This window comes from Halopelagius fulvigenes (genome assembly GCF_055398025.1).
In genome coordinates this window covers 61803-74026 of the sequence record NZ_AP043844.1, presented here as the reverse complement: position 1 = coordinate 74026, position 12224 = coordinate 61803, and the positions used below count along the sequence as shown (strand labels likewise).

The 12224-nt window shown below is 67.4% G+C and carries 14 protein-coding genes; 4 read left to right on the top strand and 10 right to left on the bottom strand.

Translation table 11 applies throughout. The annotated features are described in order from the left end of the window. Nucleotides 1-88 precede the first annotated feature (88 nt). From ACZ522_RS01865 to ACZ522_RS01855, 3 genes are all read left to right on the top strand, one after another. Nucleotides 89-748, top strand: a complete 660-nt coding sequence (locus ACZ522_RS01865; RefSeq protein WP_379694820.1) for a helix-turn-helix domain-containing protein — start codon at nucleotides 89-91, stop codon at nucleotides 746-748. 145 nt (nucleotides 749-893) lie between these two features. Further along, on the top strand, nucleotides 894-1772 hold the full coding sequence (locus ACZ522_RS01860; RefSeq protein WP_379694822.1) for a metallophosphoesterase: 879 nt from the start codon (nucleotides 894-896) through the stop codon (nucleotides 1770-1772). A gap of 202 nt (nucleotides 1773-1974) precedes the next feature. After that, nucleotides 1975-3432 carry an MATE family efflux transporter gene (locus ACZ522_RS01855; RefSeq protein ID WP_379695235.1) on the top strand — a complete coding sequence of 486 codons (1458 nt, stop codon included), beginning with the start codon at nucleotides 1975-1977 and terminating at the stop codon, nucleotides 3430-3432. A gap of 112 nt (nucleotides 3433-3544) precedes the next feature. On the opposite strand, the gene ACZ522_RS01850 is transcribed toward ACZ522_RS01855, so the two are convergent. Next, nucleotides 3545-3955 carry a helix-turn-helix domain-containing protein gene (locus tag ACZ522_RS01850; RefSeq protein ID WP_379694824.1) on the bottom strand — a complete coding sequence of 137 codons (411 nt, stop codon included), beginning with the start codon at nucleotides 3953-3955 and terminating at the stop codon, nucleotides 3545-3547. Between the two features lie 134 nt (nucleotides 3956-4089). Here ACZ522_RS01850 and ACZ522_RS01845 point away from each other — a divergent pair, with 134 nt between their 5' ends. Continuing rightward, nucleotides 4090-4668 carry a DUF8170 family protein gene (locus ACZ522_RS01845; protein ID WP_379694826.1) on the top strand — a complete coding sequence of 193 codons (579 nt, stop codon included), beginning with the start codon at nucleotides 4090-4092 and terminating at the stop codon, nucleotides 4666-4668. Between the two features lie 38 nt (nucleotides 4669-4706). On the opposite strand, the gene ACZ522_RS01840 is transcribed toward ACZ522_RS01845, so the two are convergent. The 9 genes from ACZ522_RS01840 to ACZ522_RS01800 all read right to left on the bottom strand — a co-directional run bounded on the left by ACZ522_RS01840 (nucleotide 4707) and on the right by ACZ522_RS01800 (nucleotide 12202). Continuing rightward, on the bottom strand, nucleotides 4707-5588 hold the full coding sequence (locus tag ACZ522_RS01840) for a YihY/virulence factor BrkB family protein (RefSeq protein ID WP_379694829.1): 882 nt from the start codon (nucleotides 5586-5588) through the stop codon (nucleotides 4707-4709). 198 nt (nucleotides 5589-5786) lie between these two features. Further along, nucleotides 5787-6626: an ABC transporter permease gene (locus ACZ522_RS01835; RefSeq protein WP_379694831.1), complete on the bottom strand. Its 840-nt coding sequence runs from the start codon at nucleotides 6624-6626 to the stop codon at nucleotides 5787-5789. After that, a complete protein-coding gene (locus tag ACZ522_RS01830; RefSeq protein ID WP_379694834.1) occupies nucleotides 6623-7681 on the bottom strand; it encodes an ATP-binding cassette domain-containing protein in 1059 nt (352 codons plus the stop codon). Before ACZ522_RS01830 ends, ACZ522_RS01835 begins: the two co-directional genes overlap by 4 nt. Further along, nucleotides 7678-7830 carry a hypothetical protein gene (locus tag ACZ522_RS01825; protein WP_379694836.1) on the bottom strand — a complete coding sequence of 51 codons (153 nt, stop codon included), beginning with the start codon at nucleotides 7828-7830 and terminating at the stop codon, nucleotides 7678-7680. The genes ACZ522_RS01830 and ACZ522_RS01825 overlap by 4 nt, the downstream gene beginning before the upstream one ends. A gap of 118 nt (nucleotides 7831-7948) precedes the next feature. Further along, complete coding sequence (locus ACZ522_RS01820; protein WP_379694839.1) at nucleotides 7949-8131, bottom strand: hypothetical protein; 183 nt, start codon at nucleotides 8129-8131, stop codon at nucleotides 7949-7951. Next, the gene (locus ACZ522_RS01815; RefSeq protein ID WP_379694842.1) at nucleotides 8128-8601 is read right to left on the bottom strand and encodes an FKBP-type peptidyl-prolyl cis-trans isomerase; all 474 of its coding nucleotides are present in this window, start codon (nucleotides 8599-8601) and stop codon (nucleotides 8128-8130) included. Before ACZ522_RS01815 ends, ACZ522_RS01820 begins: the two co-directional genes overlap by 4 nt. Nucleotides 8602-8717: 116 nt before the next feature. Continuing rightward, nucleotides 8718-9176 (bottom strand): hypothetical protein, encoded by a 459-nt coding sequence (locus ACZ522_RS01810; RefSeq protein WP_379694844.1) that lies wholly within the window; start codon nucleotides 9174-9176, stop codon nucleotides 8718-8720. Further along, entirely contained in the window at nucleotides 9176-10111 is a 936-nt protein-coding gene (locus tag ACZ522_RS01805) for a complex I NDUFA9 subunit family protein (protein ID WP_379694847.1), read from the bottom strand. Before ACZ522_RS01805 ends, ACZ522_RS01810 begins: the two co-directional genes overlap by 1 nt. A 228-nt stretch (nucleotides 10112-10339) precedes the next feature. After that, nucleotides 10340-12202, bottom strand: coding sequence for a glycoside hydrolase family 15 protein (locus ACZ522_RS01800; protein WP_464391759.1), 1863 nt, complete (start codon nucleotides 12200-12202; stop codon nucleotides 10340-10342). Nucleotides 12203-12224: the final 22 nt, after the last annotated feature.

The window sequence follows — 12224 nt, the reverse complement described above, 5'->3', positions numbered from 1 at the left end:
CACGCTAGAAATCCTTTTAGGTGCCCGGGCGACGAACGCGTACCGAGGCCGCGGCGCGACGACGCCGGGCGGCCGGGGAGACGAACCGATGAGATACGCGACGCTCGTACTGACGGAGACGGAGGTGCAGATAGCGCCGGTTCTGGACCGCTTCGCCCGATCGGAGGCGGTGACCATCGATTCGACCCGCCACATGGGGCCCATAGAGGACGGCCGGTACGTCGTCCTCGTCGATCTGCGGGGCAACCTCTCGGCGGCGGACCGACTGTTAGACGCCGCCGAGGAGGTTGTCGGGTACGACGTGACGGGGACGGACGGAAGCGGCGTCGCGTACCTCCAGTGTCGGAGCGTCGGCCTGATAGGCGACCTCATCTCGATCCTGTACGCGCACGACATCGTCCTCGATTGGCCGATAGAACACCGGGAGATCGACGGACGCCGGAGCTACCGGTTCACGGTCATCGGGACGGGGTCCGGTATCCAGCGGGCGGTTTCGGAACTTCCGGGGGCGGTCGAGTTCGAACTCGAAGAGATAGGGACATACCGACCGACCACCGGGGAGTTCGCCGACGTACTGACGGACGGACAGGCCGATCTCCTCGAACTCGCCGTCCGGGAGGGGTACTACGAGGTGCCGCGGGAGACGACCCACCGGGAACTCGCGTCGAAACTCGGCCTCTCGGCGGGCACCGTGAGCGACCGACTCCAGCGAATCGAACGCCGACTCGTCGCCGCCTACGTCGATTGAGGAACGTCGGGGCGGGCCGTTGGGGGCGGCGGAGTCGGGCGGCGTCGGCCGAAACCGCGGCGACCCGAGCGATTATGTTTCCGCTCTCGGAGGGTCGGTGTATGAGACTCGAAGACAGCGTTTCCGTCGCCGGGTCGGTGGTCCGATGACGCCCGCGCCCGGATCACTCTCGGACCTCGACGCGGACGCGCCGACGGTGGTGTCCGTCTCCGACATCCACGGCTACCTCTCGGAGGCGAAGTCCGCGCTCGAACTCGTCGGCGAGGCGTTCGACCGGCCTCTCGTGGAAGCCGACGGCGAGGGGCGACTCCACTGGGCCGGCGGCGACGAGTACGTCCTTGTCTTCCTCGGCGACACGGTGGACCGCGGTCCGTCGAACACCGAGACGTTGGAGACGGTGTGGCGACTCCGCGAGGAGGCCCCGGAGGGCCACGTCGTCCACCTCCTCGGAAACCACGAGGCGAACACGCTCTTTCCCTACGTCTACCACTGGGAGTACTGGTACTCCGCCGACCCGCCGGCGGAGGTGAAAAAGCGGGTAGTCGGGGACGTCGCCGCCGGACGACTCGCCGCCGCGTTCGAGGCGTACGGGCGGACGTACGTCCACGCCGGGTCGAACCGGCCGTTCTCCGTCGCGGAGGTCAACGAGACGCTTCGTGAGGCCGGCGAGAGACTGAAGCGCGGGCTCGAATCGGACTCGAAGGGGTGGTTCGACGCGCAGGAGGAGGCGTACGACGACGCCGAGAGCGTCGTCGGCATGGGGTCCCAAGGCGTCAGAGGTGCCGACGCCGGACTCGTCTGGATGGACTTCCAGCACATGAGCGAAGACGCCCCGCCGCAGGTTATCGGCCACACGAAGACCGACCGCCCCACTCGAAAGGGGTCGGTCGTCAACGCCAACACCATCCGCGTCAACGAGGGTACCCCGGGCGGCGAGTCGGTGACGGTTGCGACCGAATCGTCCATCGACGCCCTCGTCCGGGGGTCGGACGGGTCGGTGGAGCGAGTGTTCCTCTCGGAGTAACCGTCGAAAATCGAGGCGTAATCGGCGGCCGTTCGAGCGTCAGTACCGTGGCCGTCGGTGGCACGGTGGTCGTTCCCTCTATTTGCAGTAGAGACTCTGAGACAATAGATAACGTGCGAATAAATCCTGAAATACACTGCAGATATGAAGCGCTTTAGGGTCTCGAATCGAAACATGCGACGTGGCAGTTTCAGGAAGACGCTTGCCGAATCCGTTTCGTTGGGTTCTCCTCTCCGTCGGGTACGTGCTCGCGCGGTTCGGGGTGATAGACCCCCGGCGCGTCGAGCAGACGACCGACCTCGCGTGGCCGCGAATCGTCACCGGAATCACCCGGATGTCGAAGTCCGCGGCGGACGTTGCGATGGTGGGTATCGCCCTCGGACCGGCCGCCATCGCCGGCGTCGGGTTCGCGACGCCGTTCTGGGGCGTCGTGTTCGCCGCCGGGAGCGGTATCGCCGGCGCGACCATCAGTCTCGTCTCTCAGCGGTTCGGTGCCGGCGCGAGCGAGAGGCTCTCCTCGGCCGTGACGACGAGTGCGCTCGTCACCGTCGCCATCACGCTCCCTCTCGCCGCCCTCTACTGGGCGGCCCCCGAGACGCTCGTCGGACTCGTCGGCGGCGAGGGCGCGTCGCTCGCCTACGGCGCGGACTACCTCCGAGTGGTCGCTCTGGGCGTCCCCTTCGCCGGTCTCAACCTCATCGCGAGTCGGGCGCTCGTCGGCGCGGACGACGCGTGGACGCCCATGATGGTCCGCGCGGGCGGCGCAGTCGTCAACATCGGCATCAACGCGGCGTTGATTTTCGTCCTCGGGATGGGCGTCGTCGGCGCGGCCATCGGCACCGTCGTCGCGAACGTCCTCGCACTCTCCGTGTTCGCGGCCGGACTGGCCGGCTACCGACTGCCGGTTTTGGGCGAGTTCCCCGTCACCGTCGACCTCGGACCGCCGTACGCGACGGTGGACGAAGTCCGCGACGTCCTGGACATCGGCGCTCCCCTGGTGTTCACGAACGTCGCCCGGCGGGCGGCGCAGTTCCCGATGCTCGCCCTCGTGGCCATGTTCGGGCCGAACGTCGTCGCGGCGTACGTCGTCGCCCGCCGCGTCCGCGACCTGATGGACACGCCCGGGTGGGGCTTCTCGATAGCGTCGAGCAGTCTGGTCGGCCAGGAACTCGGGACCGGCGACGAGCAGGGAGCCGGCGCGTACGGGCGCGACGTCATCCTGTTCGGAACCGCCGTCTACGTCCTCGTCGCGGCGTTCGTCCTCGTCTTCGCCGAACAGGTCGGGAGCGTCTTCGTGAACGACCCCTCCATCCTCCCGATGGTGACGACGTTCATCGTCGTCGCCTGCGTCAGCGTCGTGTTCCGCGGCGTCTCCGGCGGTGCGACCGGACCGCTCCGCGCCAGCGGCGACACCAGTTGGCCGTTCTACGGGCAGGTGCTCGGACTGTACGTGTTCGCGCTTCCCATCACCTACCTCGGCGCCGCGTCGGTTCCGCTCCCCGTCCTGAGCGCCGCGACGCCGATCGGAATCGGCGCGCTGTACGCCGCGCTGGTATTAGAGACGTTGGTCCCCGCAGTCATCACGTACTACCGCTTCGCCGCCGGCCACTGGAAGGTCATCAGCCGGTCGTACCGGCCGGAACCCGTCGCCGGCGACTGAACGCCGAACTCTCGGCCAGCAGTCGCGGACACCGCTGAACTCGTTTTTACCCGTTCGTCGGCCGCGAACGTCCCCGTCGAAGGTCCGAAAAGAAGAAAGAACGACGGGCGGTTCAGCGGTCCGGTCGGGGCGCGTTCTCGTACCGCTCGATTTCGTCGGTCTTCTCGACCCGTTCGTACACCGTCCGGAGCGTCTCCTCCGCCCGGAGGAGTTTGTGCTCGTCGAGGAACCGGCGGCCCGCGTCGCTGATGCCGTAGAACTTGTACGGCAGGTCGTTTCGCCGACGGTCCTCGGGAAGGGACACCTCCTCGACGATGCCCGCGTCGGCGAGTTTCCGGAGGTGTTGGCGGATGGTCGTCCGACTCCTGCTCGGGTTCACGTAGTCCAGTTCTTTCAGCGTCGGCAACCCCGACGGGTGACCGAGGATGTCCTGTACGAGCGAGAAGCGCGTCTCCTGCGTCACGACGTTGAGTCGCTCTCGCACGGAGTCTAAGTCGCTCGGCGGTCGGTCGGGTGTGCTCATCGCGTCGAAGTTCGGGCGATTCGTGCAAAAGCGTTTCGCTCAAATCCGAATCACTCTCAACCGATTCGGTATAGAGTGATGTAGTCAACGACTCGGTCGGTACATTGAAGCCCGGAGGCCGGGAGTTCGACACGATGAGCGAGGAGTCGGTCACCGTGGAAGAGCTCGCCGAGAGAGCCGACGACTATCTCCGGGACGCGTCGCTCACGCCCGAAGAGTACGAAGCCCTCAAACACAGCGTGGCGGAACTGGCACCGCTTTTCTCCGCCGACCGGGCGTACTTCGTCCTCGGGAGCTACGGCCAGCCCGAGATTCGCCGCCTCCAACTGGTCAAGGATCGCCTGAACCGCCGCCCCGACGCCTACGCCTTCCTGATGGTGGACGTTCGGAGCGAGTGGACGAACACCTACCTCAAGTTCCGGATTCTCGCGGACTACGCGGACGCCATCGTCGGCGTCGCGGAACACACACACGGCGGATTCCTCGTCGAACAGGGGTACTTCACTGCACTGGAGGAGTACTTCCGGAAGACCCACGTCCTCAAACGGGAGTACGAGGGACTCGACGCCGAGGCGGTGGACACGGACGTAGACGTCGAACGGCCCTACAGCGGGATGCAGACGGCCATCTTCGAGATGCTCTCGGACGCCGGGCGGTTGTGCCGGTGGACGACCGAGGACGACCTGATAGAGTGCGCGGAGAACCTTCCGTAGAGGGAGTTTCGGTAGTCCGCTCCCCACTCCCGTTTTCCTCAGTGCCGGTTCGCCCGTTCGTCGGCGATGGGCGCGTCCGCCGCCTCGTCGTCGGGGTCGGACGAGTCACTCTCGGGAGTGCCGTAGCCGTGGAGGACGGCGTTGATGGTCGCGCCCACCAGGAGGACGAACCCGCTGAAGTAGAGCCACGTCGCCAGCAGTAGCACGCCGCTGACCACCCCGAACGCGTCCGAACGCGCCACGAACGTGACATACAGGCGGAACAACGCCTGCAGCACGGTCCACCCGACGGCGGTCACCACCACGCCCGGGAGCACCTCGCGCCACCCGAGCGACACCTCGGGGAAGACGTAGAACATCGGATAGAGGGCGAGCGTGAGTCCGAGGACCAACGCGACGGATTTGAGGACGCTGCCGGCCGAGAGGCTGTTCGGGAGGAGCGCCGACTGCCACGTCGCGGCGATGAGTATCGTCACCGTCCCGAACACCCCGAGGACCACGGCGGCGTCGCGTATCTGGTTGGGGAAGTTCGCGCCCCGTTCGGTGCCGTACAGTTCGGTGAACGCCTTGTCTAGCCCATTGAACACCGCAAACGCGCCGAATCCGAGCACGACGACGCTGACTATCGAGCTCCCGGCGTTGGCTATCGCCTTCTCGACCGCCCCGCGGACCAAGTCTTGGGCGTCCGCGGGGAGTTGCCCGACGACGATATCGAGGAGGCGGTCGGTCACAGCCGCGTTACCGAGGGCGGCCGCCACGACGACAAGAAGGAACAGGAGCGGTAACAGCGACACGAACGCCTGATACGCGATTGCGCCCGCCATGAACGGGACGTCGGCCGCTAGTGCGTGGCGGATGACCGCCCGCGCCAGTTCGACCGGCCGCCGGAGCGAGGCGGACCGGGCGCCGGTCTCACTCATGAGGGGAGACTACGCGGCCGCAGTCCTTCGGCGTTGTGCCCGTCGTTGCGGACGTGGGATCGGAACGAACTCGGCTATCGATACGCTCGGCCGAGATCTCGCACGAACGCGAAGAGGAGGGCGACCAAGAGGCCGACGATACCGTTCAGGCGGAAGACGACGGCTCGCAAAGAAAGGGGGGAGTTCGTTCGCCGAGTTTTACCGCTCCTGCCGGTACTTCCGCATCGAGAGCGGCGCGAACACGGCGACGATGACGGCGGAGGCGGCGAAGACCCACGCCACGTCCGCGAACGCGACGCCGCCGTGCATGAGACCGCGGGTGGCGTCGACGAGGTGCGTGACGGGATTGAGGGACACGACGGTCTGGAGCCACGGGGGCATCGTCGCCGGGTCGACGAAGATGTTGCTCACGAACGTGAGCGGGAACAGCAGCACGAAGCTCATCGTCATGACCGACTCCGGCTTCTCGACCGACAGCCCGACGAGGATCCAGATCCACGACAGGCTGAACGCGAAGACGAGCACCAGCGCGAGGGCGAGGAGCACGCCGAGGACGCCCGTTCCCGGCCGGAATCCGAGGACGACGCCGAGTCCGACGACCACGAGCGCGGCGATGCAGTACCGGACGACGTCGCCCAAGAGTGCGCCGACGATGGGCGCGGGCTGCCATATCGGGAGCGACTGGAAGCGGTCGAAGAGCCCGTTGTCGAGGTCCGTGTTGAGTCCGAAGCCCGTGTAGACGGTGATGAAGACGATGGTCTGCACCAGGATTCCCGGCAGGAGGAACTGGATGTACTCCTGCGGCGACCCCGCCAGAGCGCCCCCGAAGAGGTAGGTGAACGACAGCGTGAACATGATGGGGAACGCCGTGACGTCGAACAGTTGGAACGGGACGTGCTTGATCTTCAGGAGCGCCCGCCACCCGAGGGTGAGCGACGCGGAGACGGCCCCGGCGCGGGGCGGGCGTTCGCTCCGCGAGAGGGCACCGTCGAACCCGTCCTCGGCGGGGAACAGAGAGTCCCCCGTCTCGGCGCTCACGGCCGCACCTCCGTCGCCTCGGCGTCCGCCGCATCGCCGCGTTCGCTCCCTTCCCGCGCGGGACGTCCCGTGAGCGCCAAGAACACCTCATCGAGACTCGCCTGTCCGAGCGAGAACTCGGCGGCGCGCACGCCGGCGTCGGCGAGTGCGGTCAGCGCTTCCGCGGCGCGCTCCTCGGTCGGGACGCTCGCGGAGAGCGTGTCCCGGTCCGGTCCGTCGATGAGTTCGACGCCGAGAACGTCCGTCAAGACGGCCTCCGCCTCCGCTCTCTGACCGATGTCCCGGAGGCGAACGTCCAACCGGTTCGCGCCCACGGCCGCCTTCAGTTCGCGGCTCGTCCCCTCAGCGATGACGCGCCCCTCGTCGATGACGGCGAGGCGGTCGGCCAGTCGGTCCGCCTCGTCGAGGTACTGAGTAGTCAGGAGTACGGTGGTCCCGTGGGCGGCGATGGCGCGCACGATATCCCAGACCTGATTCCGGCTTCGCGGGTCAAGACCGGTCGTCGGTTCGTCCAAGAACAGCACCTCGGGCGTGACGACGAGGCTCGTCGCGACGTCCAGACGGCGTCGCATGCCGCCGGAGTACGTCTGCACCTGACGGTCGGCGGCGTCCGCGAGACCGAAGGTCGTGAGCAGTTCGTCGGCCCGGCTCCGCGCGGCCCGCCACGAGAGCCCGAGGAGTCGGGCCACGAGGACGAGGTTCTCCCGACCGGTGAGGTCCTCGTCGACCGAGGCGTACTGACCCGTGAGAGCCACCTTCGCGCGGACCTCGGCCGCCTCGGTCACGACGTCGTGGCCGAGGACGGTCGCGGTGCCGGAATCCGGGCGGAGCAGCGTCGCAAGCAGTCGGATCGTCGTCGTCTTTCCGGCCCCGTTGGGGCCGAGGAGGCCGTAGACGGTGCCGCGAGGAATCCGCAGGTCGACGCCGTCTACAGCGACGACGTCGCCGAAGGACTTCCGCAGACCGACGGTTTCGATGGCGAGACGCTCCGCGTCGGTCGCCTCGGAGTTCTTCGCCGTCCCGACCGTCGCTTCGCCGAGTTCGCTCCCGTTCATGCCGCCACCACCGAAGCGCCGAGTTTACCGAGGAACTCGCTCCACCTCGCAGTCGCGTCCGCCCCGATGGCACGGCGCACCGCTGTGCTCTGGGGGTCGGTCGTCTCGTTCTCCGTCGTCTCTCGTCGGGGGGTACCGTCGTCTATCACTGGTGTTCACTCTCCGGACGGTCGGCCAGCGCATCGAAAATCGCGTGGAGATTCAGGGCGTCGTGGGGGGTTCGACCATCCGTTGGTATATACGGTCCGCAGCTACTAAACCGTTTACCTAAATCGTCGTTTTCGAGCCTATCTGACCCTGTATGCCCGAAATCAGCCTCCAGAAGTACGGCGCGGTGTGTCGGTTCGCCGACCGGTCGACGGCACCCTCTCGAGACGGGGCGAAGTCCACCGCACCGTCGGAGAACGCGCCCTCGAACGCCTCGTACTGTAGCGTCGAACGCCGATTCACCGAACGTCTACGACTTCCACCTCGAAGACGAGCGTCTTACCCGCGAGTTCGTGGTTGAAGTCCACTTCCACCGTGCCGTCTCTGACGGCGGTCACGTCGCCGTGCAGGCCGTTCTGAGCGTGGACGTGCAGGCCCACCTCCGGCGACTGGCCGACCATCCCCTCGAACGACTCCGCGTCGTACTCTCTCACTCGGTCGGCGTCGAACTCGCCGTACGCCTTCTCCGGCGGGACCGTCACGGTGGCCTCCTCGCCGGCCTCCATTCCGACGACGCTCTCTTCGAGACCCTCGATGACCTCCCCGTCGCCGACCGTAAAGGAGAGCGGTGAGTAGTCGGTCCGGTCTTCGCCCCGCGCCCCCAACAGCCCGGACTTCTCGGCGACTTCGTAGTCCGACGTGTCGAAGACGCTGCCGTCCTCGAAGCGACCCACGTACTCGACGGTGACGCGGTCGCCCGGTTCGATAGCCATGGTCGGCCGTCGGGCGAGCAACGGCATAAACTCGGTCATCCGCGGCGCGGGACGCGGAGCGGGGAGAGGAGGAGAGAGTTTCCAGCGGATTTAGGTCGCGTCGTCCGACTCCGCGTTCATGTCGCCGTCCGTCGCCCGCCGTCACCGCGCCGACGGGCCTCGACGGTGAGGGCCGCCGCGGCGACGAAGAGAGACAGCGTCGGGAGGACGAAGTACCACCCGATGCTCATGAGACCGATAATCGAGACGACGGTGCCGACGAGGCCAGTTAGCCACGCGACGCGACGGTGACCGGTCCACGCGGCGGCACCGCCGACGGCGACGAGTCCGAGAAGCGCCACCGCCCAGAAGAACAACACCGGGGCGTTACCGCCGGCACCGCTCAGCAGGTAGTCGATGCCGGCCGAGCACTCGCGGGTGACGGTCACCTCGCCGTCGCCGGTCTGCGACCGGCCGGTCGAACAGGTGATGGGGCCGAACGCGCCCATCAGAGAGAGAAAGCCGAGTCCGCCGGACAGACCGGCCACTCCGGCGGCGACGCGGGCGACACGTCGGAGCGACGCGGCGGCGACCATCACGCCGCGCTCCCGGCGGACTGCGACGACTCCGACTCGGACGCGCTCTCGCCGAGGCCGAGGTACTCCGAGAGCGTCCGGAGGTCACCGGGGTCGACGCCGAACGCGCGGACGTCGTTCTCCGCGACGGTGTTGTCGAACCGGAGCGACCGGTACTGGTCCGCGCCCATCGGGAATCCCGGAATCGCCCCGCCGACGGTCAGCCCGATCCGGGCCAGGGCCATCGGGACGGAGAGGACGCGGACCGACTTCCCCTCGGCGCGGTAGGCGAGTTTCGCCACCTCCGCGAGGGTGAGCACCTCCGGGCCGCCGAGTTCGTACGTCTCCCCGGCGTGTTCGTCGCGTTCGACGCAGTCGGCCAGCATCGGCGCGAGGTCGCCGAGCCAGATGGGTTGGAAGCGCGTCTTCCCGCCGCCCGGGAGCCCCGTCACGTACGGCGTCGTGAGCGTCTTCGTGAAGGAGACGAACTCGCCGCCGTCGCCGAAGACGACCGACGGGCGGACGACGACCCACTCCGGCGACGACTCGCGGACGACCCGTTCGGCGTCCCCTTTCGCGCGGATGTACGCGGTCGGACCGCCGGGGTCGGCCCCGAGCGCGCTCATCTGAACCAGTCGCTCGACGCCGCTGGCCTCCGCCGCGGCGACGACGTTCTCGGTGCCGCCGCGGTGGACCCTGTCGTGCATCTCGTCGCCGCCGCGGGGTTTGAAAAGCGGCGAGAGGGCCACGAGGTTCACGACGGCGTCCTGCCCCTCGAATGCCGATTCGATGGAGTCGTAGTCGGTCACGTCACCGCTCACCGCTCGAACGCCGGCGGCGTCGGACGCGACGTCCGGGTCGCGAGAGAGGACGGTGACGGCGTGTCCGCGTTCGACCAGTTCGCGGCGGAGTTCGGTGCCAACGAATCCGGACCCGCCGACGACGAGGACGTTCATACCTTCCTGTGGGACGCCGGCGGATATTACGTCACCGCCGGTCACCTCGGCCACCGAGTGGCACAGGCGTCGCGGCGTGACAGCGTCGGGTCACCGTCGGCGGCGCGGGGTCGCGTTCGACGACACGGAGACGGACTGCGCGTAGTTAGCGGGAGTACGAGTGAGTTCGAACCGCTAGTCGCCTGCGCGACGTACTCCGAGCCTCGACGTCGCGGAAACGGAGCGGTCCTATCCGTCTTCGGGAGAGACGGGGTCTCCGAGGCGGATTCCTATCGGCTCCGCCCCCGGCGACTCGTACCCGCGCACGTGGCCCAGGTAGAGCGTGCTGTTGACGAGTCCGACGTGGCTGAACGCTTGGGGGTAGTTCCCCAACTGCGCGCCGGTGTCTGCGTCTATCTCCTCGGCGAGGAGACCGAGCGGGCTCACGTACTCGGTGAGCGATTCGAATCGGTCGATAGCCTCCTCGACCCGTCCGGAGAGCGCGAGTGCGTCGATCAGCCAGCACGAACAGAGGACGAACGCCCCTTCGTCTCCCGGCAGTCCGTCGTCGCCGTCGTACCGCTTTACGAGGACGTCCCCCTCGAGGAGACGGTCCTCTATCGCATCGATGGTGTTCTGCACTCGGCGGTCGTCGAACGGGAGAAAGCCGACGCTAGGGATCAGCAACCCGGTCGCGTCCAGCGCGTCGGTGTCGTACGCCTGCACGAACGCGCCGACGTCCTCGTCGTACCCGTTTTCGAGTACGTCCTCCTTGATAGTCTCGCGGGCGTCCCGCCACGCTTCGACGGGAGCCTCGTAGCCGTGGGTCGTCGCGATGTCGATTCCTCGGTCGAGCGCGACCCAACACATCACCTTCGAGTAGACGAACTGGCTCGCTTCGCCCCTCACTTCCCAGATGCCTGCGTCGGGGTCGCGCCACACGTCTCGGACGTACTCGACGATGTCGTGAACGGCCTCCCACTCCTCGTCGTCCAACTCGCGTCCGAGTTGGAGCACCTCGTCGACCGCTAAGAGCAGTTCGCCGTAGATGTCGAGTTGCGTCTGGTCCGCGGCCCCGTTTCCGATTCGAACCGGGCGGGAGCTCCGATACCCGTCGAGGTGTTCGAGTTCCGTCTCCTCGACGTCCGATTCGCCGTGGAGACCGTACAACGGCTGAATCTTCTCCGGGTCGTCCGCCTGACAGAGGTTCATGTACCACTCGAAGTACTCGGTCGCCCCCTCGGAGTTGCCGAGACTCGACAGCGCCTGCACGGTGAACCCGGCGTCGCGGAGCCAGTTGAACCGATAGTCCCAGTTTCTGACGCCGCCGATATCCTCCGGGAGCGACGTCGTGGGCGCGGCCGTGATGGCCCCCGTCTCCTCGTGCGTGAGGAGTTTGAGCGCGAGTCCGGACCGTGCCGCGAGGTCGTGCCACGGCCCCTCGAAGATGCAGCCCGAGCCCTCGTGTCGACACGTCTGAACCCAGTCTCGCCAGTAACGTATCGTGTCCGCGAGCGCTCCCTCCGGGTCGGTATCGGCGTCCTCTGCGCCGGTACAGCGGAGCAGCAACCACTCGGTGTCCCCCGCTTCGACTGTGAGCGTTCCGGTCACCCGTCCGTCGCTCACGTCGAGTTCGGTCGGCACCTCCAAGAGCGTCCGTTCGTCGGCACCCTCGGCGCGGACGCCCTTCTCGGTCGAAACGAACGCGGGGTCGGCGCGGCCGTAATCGAACGCGGGGTCGAACTCGACTTCGAGTTCGACTCGCCCCTCGACGCAGACGACCTTGCGGTAGAGGACCTTCTTCGGGTGGTCGACCTTCCCGGCGGGAGGGAAGAAGTCGGTCACCGTCGCCGTCCCGTCCGCGGCGTCGAACGTCGTCTCGAGGACGTTCGTCCCGTCGACGTACCGTTGGGCACCCTCGAACGGCGCGGTCGGGGTCACCCGAAAGCGACCGCCTCGGTCGGCGTCGAGAATCGCCGCGAGGATGCTCGGACCCTCGACGTGGGGGAACGGGAACCAGTCTACCGACCCGTTCGGCGCGACGAGCGCACACGTCTCTAAGTTCCCGACGAACCCGTACTCCTCGATGGGCGTGAACCGGTCCCCCGTCATCGAGACGCGTTCTTCGTCGTTC